Source organism: Lacrimispora indolis DSM 755 (assembly GCF_000526995.1).
Taxonomy (GTDB): Bacteria; Bacillota; Clostridia; order Lachnospirales; family Lachnospiraceae; genus Lacrimispora; species Lacrimispora indolis.
Genome location: NZ_AZUI01000001.1, coordinates 1,898,683 through 1,923,982, shown reverse-complemented (window position 1 = coordinate 1,923,982; position 25,300 = coordinate 1,898,683). Strand labels below are relative to the sequence as shown.

The 25,300-nt window shown below is 43.4% G+C and carries 10 protein-coding genes and 1 tRNA gene; 1 reads left to right on the top strand and 10 read right to left on the bottom strand.

The window, feature by feature from the left end:
- Positions 1 to 15: 15 nt before the first annotated feature.
- Positions 16 to 948: an ABC transporter substrate-binding protein gene (locus K401_RS0109145; protein ID WP_024292665.1), complete on the bottom strand. Its 933-nt coding sequence runs from the start codon at positions 946 to 948 to the stop codon at positions 16 to 18.
- A 327-nt stretch (positions 949 to 1,275) separates the two neighbouring features.
- Between K401_RS0109145 and K401_RS0109140 the strand changes: the two genes are divergently transcribed.
- Entirely contained in the window at positions 1,276 to 2,244 is a 969-nt protein-coding gene (locus tag K401_RS0109140) for a helix-turn-helix transcriptional regulator (RefSeq protein ID WP_024292664.1), read from the top strand.
- A 152-nt stretch (positions 2,245 to 2,396) separates the two neighbouring features.
- On the opposite strand, the gene K401_RS0109135 is transcribed toward K401_RS0109140, so the two are convergent.
- The 9 genes from K401_RS0109135 to K401_RS0109095 form a co-directional block, all read right to left on the bottom strand.
- A complete protein-coding gene (locus tag K401_RS0109135) occupies positions 2,397 to 3,323 on the bottom strand; it encodes a hypothetical protein (RefSeq protein WP_051464016.1) in 927 nt (308 codons plus the stop codon).
- A 20-nt stretch (positions 3,324 to 3,343) separates the two neighbouring features.
- Positions 3,344 to 3,988, bottom strand: a complete 645-nt coding sequence (locus tag K401_RS0109130; RefSeq protein ID WP_024292663.1) for a DUF4317 family protein — start codon at positions 3,986 to 3,988, stop codon at positions 3,344 to 3,346.
- A gap of 94 nt (positions 3,989 to 4,082) precedes the next feature.
- On the bottom strand, positions 4,083 to 4,817 hold the full coding sequence (locus K401_RS0109125; protein WP_024292662.1) for a class I SAM-dependent methyltransferase: 735 nt from the start codon (positions 4,815 to 4,817) through the stop codon (positions 4,083 to 4,085).
- A gap of 288 nt (positions 4,818 to 5,105) precedes the next feature.
- On the bottom strand, positions 5,106 to 5,918 hold the full coding sequence (locus tag K401_RS0109120; RefSeq protein WP_024292661.1) for a DUF1189 domain-containing protein: 813 nt from the start codon (positions 5,916 to 5,918) through the stop codon (positions 5,106 to 5,108).
- 16 nt (positions 5,919 to 5,934) lie between these two features.
- A complete protein-coding gene (locus tag K401_RS0109115; protein WP_156882382.1) occupies positions 5,935 to 6,408 on the bottom strand; it encodes a hypothetical protein in 474 nt (157 codons plus the stop codon).
- A gap of 385 nt (positions 6,409 to 6,793) precedes the next feature.
- Positions 6,794 to 6,867: transfer RNA gene (locus K401_RS0109110), tRNA-Arg, on the bottom strand.
- Positions 6,868 to 6,979: 112 nt separating this feature from the next.
- Positions 6,980 to 7,867, bottom strand: a complete 888-nt coding sequence (locus K401_RS0109105) for a DUF3881 family protein (protein WP_024292659.1) — start codon at positions 7,865 to 7,867, stop codon at positions 6,980 to 6,982.
- Between the two features lie 260 nt (positions 7,868 to 8,127).
- Positions 8,128 to 9,462 (bottom strand): NADP-specific glutamate dehydrogenase, encoded by a 1,335-nt coding sequence (gene gdhA / locus K401_RS0109100; RefSeq protein WP_024292658.1) that lies wholly within the window; start codon positions 9,460 to 9,462, stop codon positions 8,128 to 8,130.
- Between the two features lie 175 nt (positions 9,463 to 9,637).
- The gene (locus tag K401_RS0109095) at positions 9,638 to 25,126 is read right to left on the bottom strand and encodes a doubled motif LPXTG anchor domain-containing protein (RefSeq protein ID WP_024292657.1); all 15,489 of its coding nucleotides are present in this window, start codon (positions 25,124 to 25,126) and stop codon (positions 9,638 to 9,640) included.
- Positions 25,127 to 25,300 lie beyond the last annotated feature (174 nt).

Sequence of the window (25,300 nt, the reverse complement as noted above, 5' to 3'; positions counted from 1 at the left end):
GTGGAAACTTTCAAGTTACTCAGGCATATTTAGCATCCCAGCCAAAAGATAATCCAACTGTGCAGTTAAGCTGGCTACATCAGAATAGTAAAACAGTCCCTGATACTTTCCCGGAATCTCTGCGATCCGCCCGTCTGCAACAGCAGGAATGCTGTTCCAAATATCTGTTTTTGCATATTCGGAATCTTTACCTTCCTGCTGGAACCATAATATATAATCTCCGAAATATTCATGAGCAACCTCATAGCTTAGGGTCCCTCTGCTGTTACCGGATTCTTTAATCAGTTTCTCCAGCTTCTCCGGTTTTTTAAGCTCAAGATAGTTGTAAACCAAAGTTCCGCCTCTGGAACCAGTCTCATAGGCAACACCGTTCCAATCCCCCGATGGCCCCCAGTCTTCCAGAATGCTGAATGTTTTCCCCTGGTATTTATCGCTTTGCAGCTCTTCCTTTGCTGCGGCAAGCTTTTCCTCAAAGGATTCGGTCAAGACTTCTGCTTCTTTTGTTTTTCCTGCAGCCTCTCCAATTATGCTCAGACGCTCAACAGAGCTTACGCTTTCCTCCGGAATGACAAGTACCGGAGCAATTTTTCCAAACTTTTCAAAATCCTCTGCCTGATAAGTAATAATCAGATCCGGTTCAGCCGCCATGATATCTTCTGCAGCCCAGTTCTCCAGCTTGGCATCAGAAGAAAACTTATCATAAAACGGCATGGTTTCCTGCTCCCAGGCATTGTATCCCACCACATTCAAATCTAAGGAAAGCACATCTCCTATGTACCAATTCACAACTACCCGCTGGGGCTCTTTCGGCACTTGTATTTCTCCCATAACTGTATTGATTGTGTGCATGTCCGGCACTTCAGAACCTTCCCGGCTTGCATTGCTGCATCCGGTCAACGTAAATAAAAGCGCAAACATGAAACAACATATGGATCCTATTTTCTTCATATCAATTCTCCTCAAAATTGTGATAATGTTCCCCTTTTCAGCATAAGAGCTTACTTTCTTTTGCTTTATGTTAGTTTTAACTAACTAAGCAGAATACTAGCATAATAAAAAATATACGTCAATATGGCCTGTGCCCATTGCCAGGAAGTTACCTTTTTCATTTAACCGCTCAAACATGCTGTTTTCGGCCGATTTTTAACGTATTTCGTTTTTACGGTCAGCAATATGGAGTATAAATAAATCAAATTGGAGCACTGTCTCATTGTATTCTTTTTTGCTTTCATGTATAATTGGGAGAATAGAAATCAGAAAGTGAGCCCTTATTCAATGAATGAATATCAAGCCGCCTCATGGGGAGCCATGGGAGAAAAATATAACCTGGATCAGCGGACCTACGGACCGGGAATGGGATATTACTTTCCGCCTCACTGGTCCAATGGCTGGATTGTTGAAGCATGTCCTGCAGAAGGCCTGTTTGTTTCCAGTGCATGGTTTACTCCGGATAAAAAGGTTGTTCACACCTTAGATGTGAAAAAACCATGTATGTGGATCTTTTGTATTGACTGCGGCAGTATGATATATTCCCGGCAAGGCAAAGCATCAACCACGTTTACGCCCATGACCCATGTTCTGGTTAATCCCCAGAGTCCATTTCATTTGACCTTTCCAAAAGGAATCCACAACTGCTTTACCAGCGTTTTAATTTTTGATGATTTTTTACAGCTCTTTTTACAAACAAGAAACAATCCTCCGAAAATCAGCATTGCAGATGCAAAAGCATGGGAATCGGAACATTACAACTCACCAAATACCATGATGGTATTAGAACAAATCCGCTGGGCAGTGCGCAATGCGGATATGCCCCTCCTTGCATTTGAAGGAATGGTGCTTCATCTGCTATGTTCAATCGCCAGAAACTATCCTGTAACTCCAGATCGGAGGAGCAGCCGCAGAAATTATGTGACGTGGGAAAATGAGAAAAAGGTTTACTCAGTAAAATTGAAAATTGACGAAAACATTCTCCAGGTTCCGCCAATGGAAGAATTGACAAAAATAGCAGACATGAGTGAGAGCAAATTACGCCTCAGCTTTAAAAACATTTATCAGATTCCCCTTTATGATTATATCCGCAGGGAAAAAATGAAACGTGCCATGCAGCTTTTATCTGCAGACCATTTGAGTATCCGGTATATTTCGGAGTTGTGCGGCTATAAAAATGCATCTAAATTTGCTGCTGCCTTTCAGGATGTTCATGGGATTACACCCAGCGAGTTTAGGAAGACTTTTAATTTATAGGAGGCGGCCCAATGACCATTGGAATGATACCTGCTATTAAAAACAGCTCTTAATACAAGAATGGGACGGGGGTGTTTGACCCCTGCTCCATTTTTGCATTAAGAGCTGCTTTAATTGTTGATTCTATTATATATCTAACTATTTTCCCCGGTTTATTTTATCTGAAACCCATCCCAGGATTTGCTTATGAGTTTTCGGACTGCTTCTCCACTAATTTCAGCAATCGTCTTATCTCCAGCCTCAGAAATATCATCAGCTTCTATCCAGAAGAGGGAGGCCTGCCGCTTTTCCAGATCTCCATAAAAGGTATCTGCAATCACATTGTACTGGTCTTCCGTAATAGAATGGCCGTCAGCATCCTCAGAAGTGATCACCGGCTTGTCACTCCCATCCGAAAAAATCATGCTCTGAGAAGCAAGATATTGCTGTTTCATGGATCCATTCTCCAGCCAGACAGCCCGCTTGTTGTAATAATACGCAGCTCCTCCGGCTCGTACTACATCATCGAAAATAAAATAGTAACGGCTTGCCGCCGCATCATAGTAGACAGGCACTGATTCTGTGATAATATCTGCCTCCGAGTCGCCCTCGGATATATTATTTTCAACCGGTAACAATCCATCCATGGACTCATTTACCTCCCAGATAGAACTGCGTGTATAAAGGCCGCTTCCCTGGCAGGTGGATGCAATAATTTCCAATCGGCCATTCTGATTAAAATCCGTAACGGAATAACCATAGCGGCCATAAAGAATATCATCATCTCCCCACCAGAGCGCAACGTTTTCAGAAATAAGATCCAGCTGCTTTTCAATGGGTTCGGAATGATTTTCAGAAGCTGTTTCCAAAGCTTGATTTTCCTGCTCCTGTTTTAGATCGTTATCATCTGTTTTCTCGCTTCTGGTATCATTCTGACCTGAAGATGATTCCTCCGGTGCCACTGTTTCCCCGGCAGTTGCTTGGGAATCCGCCGAGATTCCCCCTTTACCGGAACAAGCAGTCAAGGCTGCCATCATTCCTACCACACACATCAGAACGGCGATCCGCCGGTTCCATAGCCGTTTTTTTCTTTTTTTCATCCTATATGATCGTCCTTTCGTTAATTACAGCCAATTCTGGCACTGCCGATTCCTAATGCCTCCAAGATTTCCTTGTGCGGCCGGTCCGCATCTGCATGAAATACATCAATATGATTCAGATCCCCGCTTCTGTCAGTAAATGCTGGGAATAAGAATCCACACTCCGGTTTCCCCGGCTCATACTCCCCTGCTAACGGGCAGATGGCACAAATCATATATTCAAACACTTCTTCCGATTCCCACAATCTCTCCTTATCTGATGCCTTTGCCGGAATATCATATCGATCATGGAAAAGTAAAATGGCATACTCCAAATCCGTATGGTAGTTTTCCATAACAATGTCATAAAACGTATCCATCAGAGCATCATTTTTTAATCCGCATTCATTCATCGCCATAAGCAGCTGCCACATGCTCCCCGGTTTTCGCACGCTTTGTGGAAATTCATATTTCTTTAAGTTTACATTCGTGGCAGAAAAGGGGATCTCCTTTGCCAGCTTCAGTTTTTTGGTTCTCTCAGATGGGGATAATTTTAAGAAATTTGTATTAAAGCTCCCGTCAAACTCTCCATCCTTATCTACATAGCATCCTGCAATTCTTGTAAAGGAGGTCCGGGCAAGGGTCATCCGCCTTGTCAGCTCCAGCATATCTTCTCTGTTTATCATTGTCTGTCTATTCCTTTTCTGTCATTTTATCCAATTTTTCCTTTGCTTCTTTTGCAACCAGGATTATTCAATACCTTTACATTCAACTAAGTGATTATATTTTTTGTGAAAATACCATTAATTGCATATATTTAGGTGATGATTCCGTGCCGTAATAATCAGAGAACGTTGCTTCCATTTTCATATTTCGAGTCTCAAGAATATTTTTCAGCTCTTCAATCGAATAAAGCCGAGTCGGTTCGCTATTTCCTAATTCCGGCTTATGTATTACCTGGCCATAAGGTAATTGATATCCGTTAAAGCGCATTTTGCGTGTTTCTTGATCCCATGTAAATTCTGATAATGACAATTCTTTTTCCCCCGCTGCCCAGGCTCTTTTGGGAAAGTATTGTTCTGCGTGTTCTGCATTACATACATCCATAAAATGCTTGCCGCCACGCTTTAATGCGTGACCTATCACATCAAATATTTTGAGATTCTCCTCATCGGTATTCAAATATCCAATTGCGCCGTCTGCCAAATTCAACACCACATCAAATTCCTCGGAAAAGTGAACATCCCTGATATCAGACAGGATAAATTCCGCCGACAGACCAGATGCGGCGGCATGTATTTTTGCGTCTTTTATATAAGCATCAGTAAAATCTACACCAACAACAGAAAATCCCCTTTTGGCAAAAGACAGCGCATGCCTGCCATAACCGCATGCCAAATCTAAAATCCGCTCTTTTCCGGTTAAACTCATGGTTCGGATAAGAAAATCCACCTGATTCTCCGTATCTTCAACCCACGCCATGTTTTTAATATCTAGCGTCCAGCCAGTATTCATAATTGTTTTCCTCCCATATAATTCAATGATTGAACTATAACATGAGAAAAATAAAAAGAGTAGACTTATAATTTTGTTTGTGATATTATATTGCATAAGGTGCGTCCTCAGGGATGCACTTTTTTATTTGATCACAATGGAACTTATTAAATCACGAAATCATGACCACCAATTTGCCGGGTGGCCATGATTCACTGGAAATGTGGTTTACCATTTATATCGTTTTGCGAAGATGTGAGACAGGATACTGCGAATTACTAGAAGTTCATAGTATTCCCTGTCTTGCATTTATCTGAAATAATCCCCTTGTTCTGAAACAAATTCCATGGTTTTTTGCAGATCAGACTCCTTCATCTTCTGAATGGCAAGTACAATATATAACACGGAAAGTCCAAAATTAATGATCCCGAACATTGGTATGGAAAACGGCAGAAAGGACATAATTGCCTTAATCAATAAAGGCAGCGTTCTGGCATAGACCCCCATTTGATACAACTGTCCAAAGGTCAGACGGTATTTCATGCAGGAGGCAACTATCATCCCAATAAGGGCAACGACCAGTACTCCAAAGAAAAACAACGCCGTCATGAATATAAATGCCAGAACCATAAAAGCTGTTACAATCAGATAAGCATTCGGTACCCATTGCTGAAGCGTCTCCCTGCTGAAATCCATGTCAAATTCGGAAAAGTATCTTCCCATAATTTCACCTTTATTCTTTACAATAACCTTTTCCGAATCCATCAGGACTACCTGATAATAATCTGAAATATATTCCCCGATCTCATCCACATCATAAAAAGAGGTATCCGGAGCCGTATCTATATAAATATATGTACCGTCTGTTTCGTATTCGATAGGCTTCTCAACCCAAAGAGTGCCGTCCTTCAACTCAAAATCAGGAATATAATCATCTATGATTTTTACAAATCCGCCTGTTTTAAACTGAAATCTTATAAAGGGAACAATCATGGTCAGGGAAAAATATATGACCATAAGAACAACTCCTGCAAAAAAAACCTTGCTGCGTTTATTTTTTATAAATTCCTTAAAGCTTTTAAAATCGTAAAGAGATAATATAAGTTCCTTAAATATGTTCATTTTTATCTTTCCTTCCTTATAACTGTGCTAATGCAAATCCAATTCCAAAGACCAAAACATAAGTCAAAATCAGCACCACAATATCCAGGGCCACTCTTGCGGCTATATGGATTTTTTTGTTGGAAGAAATAGAAACAGTAGCAGAACAGCCGATTATACCGATCAATGCTCCCAAAAGACCATTTATAAGATTTATCGAGTGCAATGCCATAAAAATATATGCCCATTTAGGGATATTAACAGGAACATATGCTTCACCGGTTGCACAGTCTTTCCCGTCAATGACCAGCTTAGTTCCCCCAATCAGGGAACTTACAATCAACGAAGCCTTTTTAGTGCCAACATCTATGGCATAAGCAGTCTGAAACCACTCTCGCTTAACAAGGAAGTCCTTCAGCTTTTTTTCTTCATTATTCACAAGAACCTTACTCCCCTTCAGCTTGATCTCATAATTCTTTTCATCAACCTTTACTTTCCATACTTTACTCATACTCATGTATCCTTTCTCTTAAGTGTTTTTATACATGATTATCTTATCATGTGATGAATGAAAGGAAAAGACTTTCCTTAATGTGCTGGTTTAAATCCTGAACCGGTGCAACTAATTCCGCCGTTTTCTGGGTAAATACCTCATCATGCTTTCATAACTTCAGATTTTTTAAAATAGCGCCGGTAATAACTACCGGCGCCCAGACTGTAGGCAAAAGCAAAAAGATTATGTTTCTGATTGAATACTGATTAATAATAATTCATTGTGTTATCTGTACTTCAATTCGAATTTACCTGTGTGAAGTACGATAAATCGACAATTATAAGATATCTTGCTGTAAAAAAGACATAGCTTCCCCTTAAAAGGAAAACCATGTCTTTTTTTATGTTCCCGAGCGGATTTGAACCGCTGGCCTTCCGCTTAGGAGGCGGACGCTCTATCCTGCTGAGCTACGGAAACGCCTATATGAAACGGTAAAGAGACGGCAGAATCGCTGTTCTCCTCTGCATTCCTTTACGGTCCGTCTACTATTATATTCATAATCCGACGTTTCGTCAAGACAATTTTGTACTTATTCCACCTGCTCCGCAAAATTCACGGTTCCCTGCATCCATATCTGTCCCTTGAATCTGCGTCCGATTTCAGGAGTTCCAGTCAGATCCTTTTTGGCAATTGCCACATGGAAAGTAAGGTCACTGCATTCCAAGGTGAAATCGTAAACCTCTTCATCGGTGATCTGGTTCTTCTTTTCTTCTATCTTAATGATCTCTCCGATAATGGAGTACTGGTCACATTCCACACCGCAGGGCATAAAGCAGGAATCAATGATAGAGTATAAATCCTCCTTCATCACCCTTCTGGAAGCCTGGGAATATAAATCAATATCCTCAATGGTAAGGGTCTCCATGGCGTCTTCATCGCCGTTCTTTGCCGCTTCCAAAAGCGTATTACGGTCCTTTGCCGCCACTCTGGCCTTTTCTCTCTGTGTTTCTGTCTTCTGAATGGGAAGCAGAACCTTTCCGCTTACCGCAAGCCCGGTAAGGCAGACGTCCTTAGTATCCATAGGGTGATGATCAATGATCCGTTCCCTGCACTCAAAGGAATTGTCTATATAGAATATGAGTGAAATCCCTACCTTATATTCATCCATAAGGCCGGCGTAAGTCTCTCGTTCCGTATGGCGCTGGATGGAACAGGCTACGTCTGATGTCATATCATTGCTTTTCAAATACGGATAATAGTAACTTCTTTGAAAGTTTCCTTCCCGGTCCATCTCTCCAAAGATAGCAATCCCCATACCTGGAGCCACTTCCCTGCGAAGCTCGCAAAGATTGGATTCCTCGTCAATCTGAATCCGTTTCAAGCCTGACAAATCTTCACAGAGCTTATCCAATAACTTATCTATTTCCTTGTCTTTCTGATATAGGCTGAAACCAATGGTTCTTAAGAATTTATGCATAGGATCATCACCTGCTTTCTAATAATATAAAAGAAGTTCGATTCGCCCTGGCTCATCGAACGGCTGATTTACTAAACTCAAGCTGCGCTATGCCTGCCTTCATTAAGTAAATAATACCGAGAAAACAATAAGGCGAAGATTACTCCGCCTCAAGCCTTATCGTTTATTATATACCATAAATCATGATAATGCCAGCACAATTTTCTTATTTTAAAAATTGGGGCCCGTTCCCTCTTAATGGGCACAGACCCCTGATTTTCTTATACGATTCCCTGTGCCGTCATGGCTTCAACAACCTTTTCAAAGCCGGCGATGTTTGCACCCGTCACATAATTACCTTTTACGCCGTAACGCTCTGCAGCTGAAGCTGCCTTTGCGTAAATGTCCACCATGATTCTGTGAAGCCTTTCATCTACCTCATCAAAGGTCCAGGAAAGCCTCTGGCTGTTCTGGCTCATCTCCAGGGCAGAAGTTGCAACTCCGCCTGCGTTAGCTGCCTTGCCCGGCATGAAGAGCATTCCGCTTTCCAGGAAGAAATCCGTTGCTTCTCTGGTAGACGGCATGTTAGCGCCCTCAGCAACCGCAAAACATCCGTTTGCTCTCAGCATTTTTGCATCATCAAGGTTTAATTCATTCTGTGTTGCGCATGGAAGAGCGATGTCACATGGAATACTCCAGATGCCCGTTCCTTCTGTATAAACAGCCGTTGGAAGCGCATTGGCATATTCCCTGATGCGTCCCCGGCGTACTTCCTTAATTTCCTTAACCAGGTTAAGATCAATGCCGTCTTTGTCATAGATATAACCGTTGGAATCACTTAATGCGATAACCTTACCGCCTAATTGGTGCACCTTCTCTGTAGCATAGATGGCTACGTTTCCGGAACCGGAAATGACCACATTCTTACCAGCCAGCTCCTTGCCGTTATGCTTTAACATCTCATCAAGAATATATACAAGACCATATCCGGTAGCCTGGGTGCGTGCCAGAGAACCGCCATAGGTTAAGCCCTTGCCCGTAAGAACTCCTTCATATAAGCCTGTCAGCCTCTTATACTGACCGTATAAAAATCCGATTTCCCTTGCTCCCACACCGATATCACCGGCAGGAACATCCTGATCTGCACCAATGTATCTGGACAGCTCAGTCATAAAGCTCTGGCAGAAAGCCATAACCTCTCTGTCTGATTTTCCTTTGGGATCAAAGTTGGAACCACCTTTACCGCCGCCGATAGGAAGACCTGTCAGAGAATTTTTGAATACCTGCTCAAAGCCCAGGAATTTTAAGATTCCCTGGTTTACAGAAGGATGAAGGCGCAGACCTCCCTTATACGGTCCGATGGCGCTGTTAAACTGGACACGGTATGCTTTGTTCACCTGTACCTGCCCATTGTCATCCACCCACGGCACGCGGAAGGAAATGATTCTTTCCGGCTCCACAAGACGCTCTAAAAGACCCATCTTGCGGTATTTCTCTTCATTGGCATCAATGACAAGCCTTAAAGAATCAAGAACCTCTTTTACGGCCTGATGAAATTCGGCTTCCCCTGGGTTCTGGCTTACGACTCTGTCATAGACTTCATCCACATATGACATAATTTTTTCCTCCTTAGATTGGTTTATACATATTTCCCTTATATGAGTAAGTTGCTTAAAGGGCAAAAAGGGGCCAGAACTTTTGTGAGTTCCGGCCCCTTTGCCTTGTCATAACTTCTAAAAAATTATAACAAGTTAATTTAATAAAGTCAATAAACACTTTTCCTTTATTTTCTTAATTTTCCTTTTTCTTTTTGCTAAGTGCTGCATAAAGAGCCATCATGAATCCTGACAGGGCCACCATTACCTTACCCGCAGCCTTTTGCCGGTCGCCGGTCTTAGGCAGATTGGCAAGAGGTACGTTTCCATCGTCAACATTCAGCAGATCAATGGAACCGTCACCAGGCAGGTTGGCAAGGGGCACCGGGTCCGGCACAATCGTCACCGCAGCACCCGGACCGCCTGGGTTATCCCTTCCGGAAGGTCCTCCCGATGAACCGCCGCCGCCTCTGATTCTCTCATCCTGAATGGTAATGGTAAAGCTGTTGACGCCATCCAGGGTCACCGGCGGGATATTGCTGTTAATATAATACCCGGTCGGCGCTTTTGTTTCAATGAAAGTATAGGTGTCTTTTGGCAGTCTTTTTATTACAAACTGCCCGTCGTTGCCGGTCACAAAAATTCCTGCAGCTGCCCTGTCGTCCGTATATCCGGCAAAAGAGCCGCTATCCAGCTTCACATACTTTCCATCGGAAGCTTTCAGAATGAACTCAGCACCTTTCAGCTTCACATCCGCATAGACCGCATTGGTTTTTACCACAGTAATTTTTGAAGGCATATTGGCAATAGCACCATTGGTCTTTTCAAACAGCCCCGGTGTTGTATACCGGATTTCCTTATTGGCTTCATTAATGGTAAATTCTGCAGTCCATGGAGCCGTTCCAAGAAGATATCCATCGGGCGACATTATCTCCGTCAGACGGTAGGTGCCGTAGGGCAGGTTTGTTATAACTCCTTTTCCGTTTAACACAAAGGTTATGGTATTTCCTACCACCTGATCGGCCGTCCAGGCAGCGCCATCTGCTGCCGCCTGATTGCGGTAGCTGTCCCAGGCTCCCGGAACCAGGGTCGAAAGGTTCGACAGCACAAATTCTGCTCCCTCAAGCCTCTTTCCGGTGTTTTCACCGTCAACCTTTTCCATTTCCAGATTTCCGGTGCTGATCTTATTGGTCACGGTAACTGTAACAAGAGCGTCATTTGAAACCACTGCTGCTTTGCTGTTATCCTTTAAGATGCTTACCTTGCCTTCCCCGTCAATTCTGATATAGAACGGATCAATGGAATCGTACCGGTCGGAAGAAGCCTCCCTGATCTGGTAATCGCCATGTTTCAGCCCCAGGTGAATCAAACCGTCAGCTCCGGTGGTAAATAATCCCGTATCAGAATCCCCGTCAGTCTTAAACCGGTTTGCTCCAAAAATTGATAAAACTCCATTTTCTTCATACCGGCCCGGTCCTAATATTTCAAACTGGATTCCGCTTATACTGTTTCCAAGATTATCCGCCTTCTTAAGCTGAAGCTCAAACTGAGCCCGTTCATTAACTACCTCATTGCCGTTTCCTAAGTCTGCTTCCCTTTGGTCCTCTGTAATAGTAAACTCAAATTCTGCCTTTCCATTCAGGCTTAAATAGCCCTTTGGCGCCTTTTCTTCCTTAAGAATATAGGTTCCGTATGGGATTTCCTTTATATCCACATGGCCGTTTACTGCTGTAAAACGGATTTTTCCGCCTTCTGTCTCAACGTCCATAATTCCCATTGCCTCCAGCTCAGCCTGGCTCTTATTACCTATATCCTCTAAAAACCGCTCATAGGCTCCGTCTACATTCGTATCCTTCCTGTTTATGGAGAACTGGGCAGAAGCAATTTTTTCACCTGTGGAACTGTCTACCTTGTCAAATACCAGAGATCCGGTTCCATAATCGTCGGTAACGAACTCGTTTCCGTCTGCAAGGACCGTATAAGCCTCTTTGTCGCTCAGCAAAGTCACTTCATAGACTCTGTCGCTTAATTCATAGCCGGCGGGGGCCTTCTGTTCCTTCACATAGTAGGTTCCCAATGGGAGCATTTCAGATTCCCCAATGCCGCCATTTCCTGTTGTCATGGTACCTGCAAGTGCTGTTAAGTCTTTATCGGAGTAAATCTCAAATACCGCTCCGTCAAGCCTCATCTCATGGTTGTGGGATGCAGCCTTGTTAATCCGTATTTTGGCCATATTCCTTAAATCATATACTACAACAGTCTCGGAGTTGCCGGATCGCAGTACGGTTATTTCCGTATCAGCAGTTACGCCATAATTGGCAGGTGCCTGTGTTTCCTTTAAAATATAATTTCCTGCCGGGAGACGTTTTACAGTAACTCTTCCGTCGCTTCCGGTGGTAAATGCAGAACCTTCCTCCTGGCTTTCCTTTAATCCGGTATAGGAGTTGTTTCCATCAAGAGCCACATATTTTCCGTCTGCGGTCATGAGCATAAATACTGCGCCGGACAGTACCTCCTCCGTCTTCTGATCCCGTTTTTCAATGTTAAGCTCATGAGGCGTATTGACGATTCCATTGCCTCCTGTCAGCTTCACACCTTCAGCACTTTCAATGGTAAAAGCTTTGGTCCATTTGCTTCCGCTGTTGAATAAATATCCGTCAGGAGCCTTGATCTCCGTCAAGGTATAGGTTCCATATGGGATCTGGGTCAAAAGACCTGTCTTGGAATCTCCGGTTCCGTCTACCTGGAATCTGATCCAAAGCCTTCCGTTCTCATTACCTGTTGATACTCCGGAAACGCCCAGACCTAATACATAATTCTGATAAGCCTCAAACGCTCCGTTGATCACAGAAGTTCCGCTTAACTCAAACTGTGCTCCTGCAATGGCTTTCCCGGTTTCTCCGTCAATCTTTTCTACGGAAAGGGAACCGGTCTTGATCACATTCTTTATGATCAGGTTGATCTGGTTCTGTTCTTCGCTGTCTAAGATAAGCTCGCCGCGCCCCTCTCCATTTAAGAGAGATACTTTTCCATTCACATCAATTCTTACATAGAATGGCTCTACAGGTTCATACCCCGCTGCATCCAGTTCTTCTATTTTGTAATCCCCATAAGGCAGATTCCATTTAATAAGGCCCTCCCCGTCGGTTTGTTTTACTTCATATCCGCTTTCCGACGGATCATTCAGCTTAAAGTCTGCCTTGGCAAACGGGATCCATGAACTGCTTTCATACTTTCCAGGACCTGTTATGGCAAAGCTGATTCCGGCCACCTTATCGTTACCGGCATTATCTGCCTTCTTAAGGCTTAAGCTGTAATCGGTTCTGGTATTCTTAATGAGGTTATCCTCAAGGCCTGAAAGCACTGCCTTCTGCCCGTCAGTCTCGATCTGGAAATCAATATCAGCCTGTTTCTTTGTAATATCATATCCGTCTGGTACCCGGATTTCCGACAAGGTATAGGTTCCATATGGGATTCCGGTCAATGTCACCTTTCCGGATACCACTTCAAACTCTATTCCATTGCTGGTTTCCGTTACCTTTGTCACTCCCATGGATCCCGGATCTGCCTTCATGGCCTCTGTAAATGCCTTCCAGGCATCTTCCAGCACAGCACCCTTTTTCTCGATCTTAAATGCTGCTCCGCCAAGTTCTTTTCCCGTTAACCCGTCAAGCTTTGTAAATTCCAGAGATCCGGACACATAGCTGTTCTTAACCGTTATGGTGCTTGGCACGGGATTTCCAGACGTCTTAAATTCCTTGCTGAGCAGCTCCCAGGCTTTATGGCCGTTTACCTGATAAGAAGTCATTGGAACCATATCATCGGTCTGTGCATTGGCAATCTCATATCCTGCAGGCGCGCCATCCTCTACAACAATATAATTCCGGTAATAGAGAAGCTCTCCTGCACTCCAGACTGCCTCATTGTTATCCAGAACCGTATTGCCCTGAGCAACCGGACTTCCAAGGTCTGCCGCATTCTTGATTCCATTTTGCCGGAACCCTTCCATCTCCTCGTTGGTATATGGACCATATACGCTGAAATGGGCACCTTCTACCGGATTTCCGGCTTCATTTGTCTTCTTAATGGTTACATTTCTAAATGGTACAAAACCAATATCCTTTGTCTTATCATAATCATCTCCTGCCGACCATAAGAAGAAGTCTTCCGATGCATAAGAATCATTGGTCTCTTTAAAGTTGCTGTCAAGGCTCTCTTCGTAATTCTTTCCTCCCTCTGCCAGGGTATCAGGAAACCTTGATCTTCCTGCCTCCGCATTTTGCCCTGTGGAAAGCATAGTTGGTTTTGTCAGTTTAAGCACCAGGTCTTCATAGCCTGCAGGCATTGTCCCTGTTGTCACATAAATCCGGTAATGAGCAGGATCCTCCCCCTTTAGCTTTGACACGATCAGGGACTGGTTGCTGTACCAGCTGTTTTCCTGTTCCTGGGTGAATTCTGATCCTGTGATGCCAAAAGGCTTCGCCGGCGTCAATCCGTCAAACAGGAATCTGGCATCGCTTAAGTTTACTGTACCCGATACTTCATCATCGCCGCTCTTTCCGTATTTCAGCAGATTGACCTTAAAATACTTAGACTGAAGCACTGGAAGCAAATCTGTAAGAAGATGATCATCTGTAGTGCTTTCATCCTGTATTCCATTGTTATTGTCGTCAATCCATATCCGTCCGGATACTTTTACATTTCCCGGCACCAGAAGTACCTGAACCGCATTGCTGGTCTGTGCCTGGGGGAACATTATCTCAGATGTATCTGTTAAGCTCTTCTTATAGCTGTAAGAGGTAGCGAAATCATTAACCGCATATCCATAAGCTACATCATCCAACTCCTTCTTATCTGTATAAGGAACAACCGTCTTATAGGTCACCACCAGATTCTCTCCCGGAGCCAGATAGAACTCAGGATCAATGATCTTGATGCGGATGGCCGTGGGATCACTGAGGCTTTCGGACCAGAACCCGTCATTGTTATCGTTCAGCATGGATTCTTTTCCTTGCTGGGCCGTTGCTTTGTTGTTAAATACTGTGCCCGAATAGGTCACCTGATTGCTGAAGTCTTCAACCTTTCTGCCTTCCTTGTGATCCGTCCTGTTCTCAATTGCAATGGATACAATTTCCTCATACTTCAGCTGGTAATCACTGTAACGTTCAAAATTGCCGGTACTGTAATCACCTTTTACCGGAAGGATATCCATGAGCTGCAGCTTGGTGATAATATCACTGGCAGAGGCATTGTTCACCGTGAGCCGGTACAGTACGGTACCGTCATAATTAGTAAGCTCCGTATCATCTGCGCTCTTTGCCACTTTTCCTACCGTTGTTCCTGACACGAACCTGGTATCTAAGTTTCCTTTTACCTCCTTATAGAGGACCAGCCCCGTACCGGTGCTCATGGTGTTCTCCGCAGAATCCGAAGCGTATCCATAATCCCGGTATTTTTCATCCGGCAGCTGCACATCCTTTGGCAGGTCAGCGCTGGGCCATTTGCTGCCTGAATCTGTTTTGATCATAAAGGAAGCGCCAGTCTGGTTTAATGAAAATGCAGGCTGCAGAACATCACTTGTAACATAAAGCTCATTGAGAATGTTCTTTCCGTAATTGATAATGCTTCCCGCGATCTGTGCTTTTACTTCAACCGTAACAGATTCGCCCTTATCTAAGTTTCCGCTGAGCTGAATGAATAAAGTCTCCCGCCCGGTCGTTGGATCAACCTTTTTAACAGTCTTTTCAATAGCAACACCCTGCGGCGAATCCTTTAAGGTAACAGCCTTTAACAGACGGTCCTCTCCAGCTGATTCTCCTGACACGGTAACTCCAAGAGGTACGTAATCAATAAGGATAGGCTCTTTCATCGGCACGATATCAGAATCATTGCTTGTGGTATCATTCTTTACATAAAGGGTATAAGTCAGGATATCACTAGGCTGTATTCCTTTAATAGGATCAACGCTCTTTTTCACCGAGATAATCGGTGCCTGGCTCTGAACAACCTGAATATCACATTCCGTCTTTGCCTGGCTCTTTTCCTGGCTCTGCACCAATGTTCCGTTAATATCCCACCTTCTAAAGTCCATGGACACTTCGGCCTCATTGCGAATATACTTGATTTCTTTCTTATAGGTTCCGTTGGACAGCTTCGCATCCTGGTGATCCAGCTTAACCGTAACCTCAATGCTTCCCGGTACAAAATCATTTCCAAGTACATATTGGTTTTCCGTGGAGGCCTCCAGAGTGTCATCCCGATAGCTGATCTGGAAGGATTTCACCTTTTTACCGTTTACCGGCTTGATCAGACCGATCTCTCCGTCACCGGATACCGCAACGCTCTGTACCGCTCCCACCTGGTTTCCGTTAAAATCATAGAAAGTTACATCCGCCATAATGGTTCCGGTCCTTGCCCCCTGAATGTGGTTCTGTTCCGTGGCCTTTCCCGGTTTTATTGAAACAATGGTGTATTTTTCATAGGTGTACTCAGCCTCTGGAAGTTCCGATTTTCCCGTATCCAGCATCTTTAAGCCTGTATCCGTTACTACAAACCGGTCTAAAGGTATGCTGTTTGCTGCGTTAGGCGTTAAGGTATAGGTCACTGTCTGGCCTTCATTCCACCATAAGTCCTTTAAAGTGGTTGTGAGAGATGTCTTATCCAGTGTTACTCCTGTCTTCTGTTTTACATTTGTAAACTCGCAGGGATCTGGAATCACACCCTTCTTAACTTCCACCTCTTTCCTGTAAACGGTTCTTGCATCATCCTTGTTAATGATATAACCCTGGCTGTTCTGAGTTACTGCCGTCTCTTCAATAATATAAGTTCCAGGCAGAAGCTGTACTGTAGTTCCGGTCTCCCCGTATGGTACGTTAACCGTATTTCCAATCTGCTTTCCTGTTTCTTTTTCCGTGACCTTCATGGAAACAGCAATGGAGCTGCCAGGATTATCTGTCTTATTTACATCATTCTTAATAAGCTTTAATGGCAGCGCTTCCTGGTTATGAGCCTCAAAGCTATGGACTCCCGGTGTAACGGTATTGCTTCCTGTGAGAACATAAAGTTCAAGACCTGTTTTAGTTTCCCCGTTCTTTATCACATCAGCGGTTGTGGGAAGGATGGTCCCTTCCGCCCCGTTAAAGGAATCCATACGGAATGTTTCAAAGCCATTCTCATTCTTCGTCACCTCATAAACTCCATAGGAATCGCCCGCCGGAAGTTCAAGTCCACGGAAGGAAAGCTTTCCTTGAGAATCACTGGTACCTTCTGTAACATAATTCCAGGTACCACCTGGGGATCTTCTGTAAAGCTCAAAGGTGATTCCTGACTTAAGAGATTTTGAACCTCCGTTACCGCTGTATTTGGTAATCTGTAAATCAATACCGCCCTGATTCTGCACGGTAATTTCTGTTGTTTTTCCTGTTTCTGCTGCCAGACCTTCCTCGGGTATGGCTGTTGTGATTGCAATGTAGCCTGCCGGAGCGTTCACTTCTTTAATATAGTAGGTTCCAGGGCTGTAGACCTTGGTGGAAAATACGATTTCATATACTCCGCTCTGGCCTATCTCTGTGAAGCTTCCTACTTCATTTGTCAGCTGCTGATCGGAATACAGCTTAAAGGCTGCTCCTGACAGCTTCTTTGAATGATTTGCTCCGTCTGCCTTGGTAAGAAGTATTCTGGCCTTTGCATATTCGTTGTTCACCGTAATGGATACCGGGTTTTTAGAGGTAAAATCAGTCTCTACGCCCACCTTAATGTATCCGTCCTCCTGAAGAGTTCCGTTTTCCACCGCGCCTGATGGCGAAAGCATCCAGTCAGGATTCTCCTGCTCTTTCAGATAGTAGGCGCCTCCCTCCGGATTCTGAGGAAGATGCACAGTTCCGCCTGCCGTGTAATAACCAGCCTGAGCTTCAAAGTTCCGGATCTTTACCTGTACCGGACTGCCGGATTCATCTGATACCCTCTTATAGGTGTTATTGGAATAGGTGTAAATATCAAAAACAATTTCAGAAGGAAGCTTATCAGCAATATTCTCATCATTTTTGAATCCATCGCCAAAGAAAAGCTTCTTTGTTATGGTCAGTTCCGCCTTCTGTCTGTTTTCAAATTCGACCGTAAGTGTATCTTCATATCCACCTGCCATATCTGCTACGACTGGCACAATGATTGGCTGGGCATCAATGGTATATCCTGACGGGGCTTTCTGTTCCGTAATCCGGTACCAGCCAGGTTCACAGTTCTTCAGCGTATAGGTGCCGTCTTTGTTATCTGTCAAAGTTCTTGTGACGGAATTAAAGCCCTGATCTGGCTTTGCATAGCCTGCATCTCTAACATTCTGCAGAACCCCTCCGATTAAATCCGTGTCTGAGCGGAACTTCAAGTATTCCACTTTAAAGGTAGCACCTGCCATACCAGTACCGCTGTCCTTTGTTTCTGCATCAATTTTATGAATGATTAATTCCGCCAGACGTGGATTCTTAACCACAGCGGTTGCCAGCTTTCCTGTTGCGCTTCCTATGAGAACCAAGGATACCCTTCCATCAATGGCTTTCGCTTCATATCCGACATCCACCGTTATTGTTTCAAAATATCGGTCAGTTACAGTTTTTGCCGCTTCGCTTCCCAATACTTCTGCCTTTATGGTGTAAACGCCGCTGACCAGATTATTAAAGCTGGCCACATATTTTCCATTCTCAGGTTTGGTAGTTTTATGAATCTCGCTGCCGCCTGATTTTTGGATGGTAAAAGTGATTCCGTCAAGGTTTACCGATGGATCTCCAGTCCAGGTGGTTTTTTCAATTACCAGATCCGGCTTCTCCGGGTTATATACGTTCACAGTGGAAGGATTGCTTCCTACGGTAAAATATCTCCAAAGATCATCTTCTCCCGTATACATGGTAATATATTTCTGCTGCTGGATCTCTGTCATGGTTTCCTTTAACCGGTATCGTCCGGCTTGTAAGCCCTTTGGTACTTTTACCTGGCCATTGATGTCCGTGGTATAAGTTCCGATACTTACATAGCTGTAACTGCCGTTTTCCCATTGATACTGGTAAATTTCAAACTCTACGCCGCTTAAAGGAGTCTTTGGAATGTTTAAAGCATCCAGTTCTTCATCCGTTTTACCAAATGTACTGGAATCCGGTACATATCCATATTTTTCAATGGTCACCGGATACTGTTCCAATACCGTGTTCATCAGACGGTACTCCTCATCTTTTCCCGTTACCCAGAAATAATGGGAATCAATGGAATCCTGATTTTTGGGTATTTCTGCCTCAAGATAGTGAAGCGTTGGGTCCATTTGTACCTTGGAAGGCGCATATACCTCCTCCAGTCCAAAGAGGGCCTTTACAACATTATCATTCTCAACCTTTAAAATTCTGTTTACTTCATCTCCAAGTCCCTTATTTTCAAGCGCATCTTTAAGCTTACCCATGTTGATCATCTTAGAAAGGGCATAGCCGGTTTTGTTACTGTCATCGGATTCCAGACCGGTTTCAACCACTTCAATTGGAAGCAGCTTTTCTTTACTGTCAGGCTCTAACAGCCATATCTGGAATTTGGCTCCTCCTAAAAGAGTTGGCTCCTCACTGGGCTTTAAGGCATCTTTCAGCCATTTGTTTAATTTAATCTGGAAATAGTATGCATCATAGCCTCCCGGGCCATCCTCATGCTGGTTTTTCACCACAACAGGCTCTTTGCTGCGCCCGTTTTCATACTCATGAAGCATACCGTCATATCCGGTGTGGCCGGATCCTTTTGGCACAAAGACCGCTACGATTTGGGGTCCGCCGGGAAGCTGATAGCCCGGCGCCGGCGCTTCCTCCACCAGCCAGTATACCTTACCGGGTTCCAAAACCGCTGTATCAAATTCTCCGTTCACCCTGCTGCCTGTTTTTGGATCACCCCTGGTGCCGCTCTCATAACTGTCTACCTTTTCAAACCGGCTTTCATCCGCCAGATCTGCCAACTGGATTCCCGAGAGATTTTTTACATCTCCTGTCATCTTATAGAGGGTAAACTGGGCTCCATTAATATTTTCCGGCTGATGGGTAGTTCCATCAACTGCGTTACCATCACAGGTTTTTAATACGTTAAACTGAACCCAAGGCTTGTAGTTTAAAAGATCATCGGTCTTCTGAATTAAAGAGTCCGCGTCTTTGGGAAGATCTTTGCCCGAATATTCCACTGCATTGTACTTGCCTTCTCTTAATTCTGAAACTGAAAGGGTTTTAGGAGGTTCTTCGTCTCCATTTGCCAAAGGTGTCTTATTACCCATATTCAGCTCAAAATCAAAACCAGTTTCGTCCTTGGTGGGCACCCGCACTTCAACTACAAAGTAGGTATCATTCCGGTTAATGTTATAGAAGGTCGCAATGCCGTCATAAGCATTAGTGGTTACTGTTTCTACGTAGTCAGCCTTAGTAATATCATCTGTATTTACCCTATAGAGGGCCAGTTTTACGTTTCCAAGGACATGATCTACCTTATAGAATTGATAATTCCATTCATCCCTCCAGTACTTCTGAGTGCGGATGGTCAGCTTGGGTTCATTCTTAATAACAAGCTGGCTGCCATTTTCTTCCCCATTAACCGTTGTAATGACCTTGCCTTCCTTTAAAGTGGTCGTCAAAATTTCATAGGAAGGCAGATAGCCGTTTGGAGGTGTTATCTCAGCAATGACATAGGAAATTCTGTTTCCGTTGGTATCAAAAATCTTAAGTTCTGTGCTGCTAAAGGTTGCCTGGCCAGCTGTTGGTTCGGTTCCACTGGTTGTCACCGTCTCAATTGGATTGCTGATGCTTGCTTCCCAATTATTTACATCAAACTTATCAGCTTCGAAAATACCGAAAACTGCACCATTAACAGAACGATCCCTCAGCGCATCTTTTTTAGTGACTGTAACTTTTCCGTTATCCTTATAATTCACTAACGGCTTATCAGGTCCTGCCAGATAAATTTCCTGCTTTGTATTGCCTGCAGACGCTGCAGTTATGTCGACTGGTCCATAATATATATTTTTTTCAAATATCTTATAACCAGGATGGTATCCTTCTGTTTTGTCATCATCTGAGAGCAGGTAATAAGGATTGATATTGCCGTCTGGGACCTTTTCTTTAAAATAATAGTTTCCAGGAGCAAGAGGAATCGGTGTATTGGAATTCAAACTGCCTGTTTCCTCAAAACCACTTCCCACCTCATTCTCAACATAAATTTCAAATATTATTGTGTCTATTTTGGAATCTTTATTTCCATCTGCATCGTATTGTGTCTTTTTGATAGTAACCAATTTATATGGTTCATTTTTAAAGGTCTTATGGTTCTCTGTGTTATCTTTGGCAAACCATCTTTCTAAGTCTGTTTTTCTCACAGGCCCATCGGGAGTGATTAACTCAGCCTTTTCCCCTTTTACAAAATTATCCGGTGCCACTGTCTCTTCAATGATATATGTTGTTCCAGGATCAAGGGTAATATAGGTTCCTTCAGTGGATACCCAATCATCGAAAGCCACTTTCTCAGGATTACTATCTTTTACCGTTATTTTAAAACGTGCTGAAATAGAATTATCCTCATCTGTAATATCAACCTTATAAAACCAGTAAGGAACCTTTTGAGGAATGTTATAGGCCTCTACAATAGTATCGCTTTTTCTGCTTACTGCGTAAGGACCGATAAAAATCTGGTCACCTGAGGTTTCCACCTTTGTAAAATTCTCTGCTTCCAATCTTCCGGTACCGTTAATCTCTGACCAGTAGTATTGTTTTGTTACATCAAGGCCCTTTACCAGAATTTCTCCCTTACTGTCTGTCGTATAGGTCGTTGCTGGCAACACTTCGGTGAAATTACCCTCGTTTTTATAATAAAGCTTAAACTGAAATCCACTTTTGGAAGCGTTCTTATCCAGGGTTCCATCCTCAGTGTCAACAGACCATGCCTCCTTCTGAAGCTTTAAGGTTCCACCCTTATTATTTTTTAAATTTACCTCAGCAATTTCTAAAGGCTTTAGAGAAAAGGTCTTATATATATAAGTCCCATCCTCCTTTTCCTCTTGTGAAAAACCGGCTTCATTCCCATTTCCGTCGGAATATCCTTCCGGTACTTTTTCAGCTACCCTGTACTCGATCTCATTGCCGCTTCCATCATAAACAGGCAGAGTCACCGTAAACTGACTTTCACTTCCTAGAGAGTAGGTGATTCTAACTTCTTTGGTGATTTTGTCTTTTATGCTCACCTGTTCCCATGTACCAGCTACCTTCTTCTCAATCCAGAACCTATCATTAAAATCCTCTCTGTAAGCCTCTGGTACATTTATATAATTATCATTGTCATCCTGCATCAGCTTCGTAACTCTTACTTTTGCTTGATTTAACGTGTTGACAAGAAAATTATCCCCGTCTTTTACAGGCGACGTCACATCAGCGTATACAGTTACCTCATACTCATGATTATCAATAATATAACCATTAGCGCTTTTCTCTTTTACAACGTATTGTCCTGGCGTAAGAGGCTTAAACAGCACATATCCTTTATTGTCTGACTCTACAGTTTTAACCTCTGTGAGACTTCCATCTTCATTTTTCTGATAAAGAGTAAATTCGGCCTCTTTCAAGACATTTAATTCCGTCTCGCTAACAGTTACACTATCCCAGGTACGAGCCTTTTTGTAAAACTCAATAGCTCCTTTTCCAATAACTTCATTTACAACCGTAACCTCGGCGTTTTCACCTGCCTTTAAGGTGACCTTAATATCCTCCCCATTGGCAACAGGTTTTGTTCCCACCTTTGCGGAATTGAATTGGGTCCCAACAGGTTTTTCAGTTTCCTTCTCTTTAATCACATAGGTTCCCGGATCTACCTGAATCTGAATGTAACCATCATCTTCTGTTGCGTAAAATCCGCTTTCCGTTTCATCATTTGAAGGATTTACCACAATGTTCCGATTGTTAATTTTTTGACCTTTACTGTCAATGACTGTATAATTGTCATAAGGTATTTGATTATTGTCAGCATCCACAGAATAAATCTCAAAACCGGCCAATCCCGGATACTCCTTCTCCATATCCAAACCATATTTCTGAGTAACTCCCAGGCCTTCGTCAATTTCCTTCTTTATCTTAATGACTGCCGGCTTGTTAAACTCATGGACCGCAACATTCACATCAGAAGCTTCCGTCACCGTCTGATCCGTTCCCAGCTTTACATATTCCAGATAAGCCTTATTATTAACCGTAAAAACATCATTGTTCTCAACACGTTCATCATTGTACTTCAGTAAAAACGGTTCATAGGGATAGCGGGCCGTTACTAAATAGGAACTGTAGGTGGGCGCTGATTCTGATACATAAATATGATCCTCTCCACTCTGTCCCTTGGTTTTGAATTCATCAATTGTAATTGATCCGTCTTCATTTTGGATCATGTGAACATCGGATCCATCTCCCCACTTCGCTGTTACGGAAACCGGCATCATGGCCTCCGGAGCATTTTCCGTGACAATCTTAAGAGAGTCCGTTATTTTAAAAGATCCCTCCTGAAAACCGGTTCTCCCATACGTTTGATAAACAACTCCGTCCGGCTGACGGGATATGGTATTTGAGCTTCCGTACATACCGACTTCAATCAAATAGGTAATATCCACAAACTCAGGATTTCTCTCTCCGTCTCTTACCACTGTATAAGGATCACCAGTTGAATTTAAACTCTTTTTAATATGCCAAACGTCATCAGACACAAGGGTCAGTGTGGTTTCCCCCGGCTGATTTGCATAAGTAACTGTTTCAATATTTCCCGGATATTCCACATGTTCCGTATCTGTCTTATCCGCCACCTTAACATCGGCATAGAAAGCAACGCTGTTCTCAGACAAATTAAACTGCTCGCCAACCGCTCTTTTTCCGTTTCCGTCAATATAGGCATTCATGGTTATGCTGTCTGATTTGCCCGGTCGGATCACATTCTGCTCATCTCCCACGCTGATTTCGTAAACCTTGCCATCATCGTCAGAGGAGATCAGTTCTACTTTACCAGGCTGCTCTTCTATGATAATGCCGGCAGGCACGGTAAACCGGATTTTTGCGTTCTCATAAGCATCAAACAGAGAAAGCTTTCCGCCTGCTGCATATTCATAAAGAGGTGCTGCCTGCATGGTATAAGTGATGGTATAGGTATATAAAACGCCTGCCTTAATGGAACCTGTTTGACTTTGAGAAAGGCTTACTTCTACGGTTTCCTTCTCATCCGTGGCATCAGGCCCATAATAAGTTAAAGCCGTTTCATAAGGACTAAGCTTACCTTCACCGCTTATCTCCGTATTCAACAGGGTGATTCCATAGCTTCGTACGACCATACCAAAGGACGGCTTGCTGAGAAAAGAAAACAAGCTGGTCTTCTTTTCCTCTCCATTGAGGGCGGCCACATCCGTTCCCATAAGGGCGGCCCGTTCGTCTTCTGAAAGGACCTTCGTATCCCCTACAAAAACAAGATCAGCCTCTTCTCCAAGAGAGTCATCAATCTCTGCTTCAGAAGCCGTTGCCAATGAACCTTCAGAACTGAAAAGTACCGGAACCTTATGCCTTGTTACTGAAATCCCATTGATTCCTATGCTGCTTACAGAAAGGGCAGCCCCGGATTTTTCAGAATCAGAATCTCCGCTTTTTTCTTCCTGCCCGGCATGATCCTGATTTTCTTTTCCAGCTTCTTCCTTAACTGCTTCCTTAGCATCTTCCTTAGCTGCTTCCTTAGCCGTATCATTTTCCGTATCCTTTGGCTCTTCCACAGCTTCCCTTGAATTCTCTTCCTTTTGGGCCTCAGTCACTTCACCGGCCTGGTCTTGTGTTTCTTCATCCGGTTCGGAAAGATTCTTATCAGCCTCACCGGTTTCCTGAGTCTCGGTTTCCTGGGTCTCAGTTTCCTGAGCCTCAGTTTCCTGGTCATTGGTTTCTTCTTCTGTTCCATCCGTTGTTTCCTGGCTTACTGAACTTCCGGTATTTCCTGAACCACTTGTGCTTCCCGAATTCACAGAATTCCCCGATCGAGTCCCGGCTGAGGATGGCTGTGCAGCCTTTTCTTCCTGAGAATTTTCTCCAATGACTGCAAACTCCTCCATATGGGCATCTGTTATCATCAAATCATCCCCGACGATCCGCAAACGGAATTCGCAATCCCGGTCCTTATAGCCGTTCACACCTATGACCTGGATATTTTTAAGGATCGAATCCTGTTTGATCCTTTCAGACTTATGGGATTCGAAAAAAGGTTCTCCATCCAAAGTATCGGAAACCACCACCAGATACATGGCTTTTCCAACTTTTTTCTGGAGCACCAGAGTCTTTCCCTCCAGTTCTTCATACAATTTTCCTATAACCAGATCCTTTTGATCCCCTTCAAAAGGAACCAGATCTTCGTTTAATTCCGGCCTTCTGTCAAAATCCTTTTTAAGAACCTTCTCAATGGAAGACTGGGTTACCTGAACATCGATAATCCTCGCCGCCTCTGATGGTGACGCCTCTGACGGAGATGCTTTCCCCACATTGGAAGTAGATTCGCTCCTGCTTTCAGCAAGCTCTGAAGCATATGCGGTGGTTATGGAAAGCTGTGATATATTTCCTGCAACAATCGCAGCCGTCAATAACCAGGCAATAGCCCTTCTTAAGCGATGCACTTTCTTCACTGCACCTTTCATACTTTTATCCTCCTTTATTTGTTCCATCTTAAGGTTAAAATCTATTAATAGACAAAAAGCTGTATTTTCTTTTTATTCAGTATATATACCGTTGGTTACAGATTGGTTATTTTTTCCTCATTTTATCTATTTTGTTTTGAAACCATTTTTCAATTGTTAACCTAATATTAATTA

Bases quoted from the DNA above. Each gene is read 5' to 3' on its own strand.
- K401_RS0109140 (WP_024292664.1), top strand. From the start codon at position 1,276: ATGAATGAATATCAAGCCGCCTCATGGGGAGCCATGGGAGAAAAATAT.
- K401_RS0109130 (WP_024292663.1), bottom strand. From the start codon at position 3,988: ATGATAAACAGAGAAGATATGCTGGAGCTGACAAGGCGGATGACCCTT.
- K401_RS0109095 (WP_024292657.1), bottom strand. From the start codon at position 25,126: ATGAAAGGTGCAGTGAAGAAAGTGCATCGCTTAAGAAGGGCTATTGCC.
- K401_RS0109105 (WP_024292659.1), bottom strand. From the start codon at position 7,867: ATGCATAAATTCTTAAGAACCATTGGTTTCAGCCTATATCAGAAAGAC.
- K401_RS0109115 (WP_156882382.1), bottom strand. From the start codon at position 6,408: ATGAGTAAAGTATGGAAAGTAAAGGTTGATGAAAAGAATTATGAGATC.
- K401_RS0109135 (WP_051464016.1), bottom strand. From the start codon at position 3,323: ATGAAAAAAAGAAAAAAACGGCTATGGAACCGGCGGATCGCCGTTCTG.
- K401_RS0109125 (WP_024292662.1), bottom strand. From the start codon at position 4,817: ATGAATACTGGCTGGACGCTAGATATTAAAAACATGGCGTGGGTTGAA.
- K401_RS0109145 (WP_024292665.1), bottom strand. From the start codon at position 948: ATGAAGAAAATAGGATCCATATGTTGTTTCATGTTTGCGCTTTTATTT.
- K401_RS0109120 (WP_024292661.1), bottom strand. From the start codon at position 5,918: ATGAACATATTTAAGGAACTTATATTATCTCTTTACGATTTTAAAAGC.
- gdhA (WP_024292658.1), bottom strand. From the start codon at position 9,462: ATGTCATATGTGGATGAAGTCTATGACAGAGTCGTAAGCCAGAACCCA.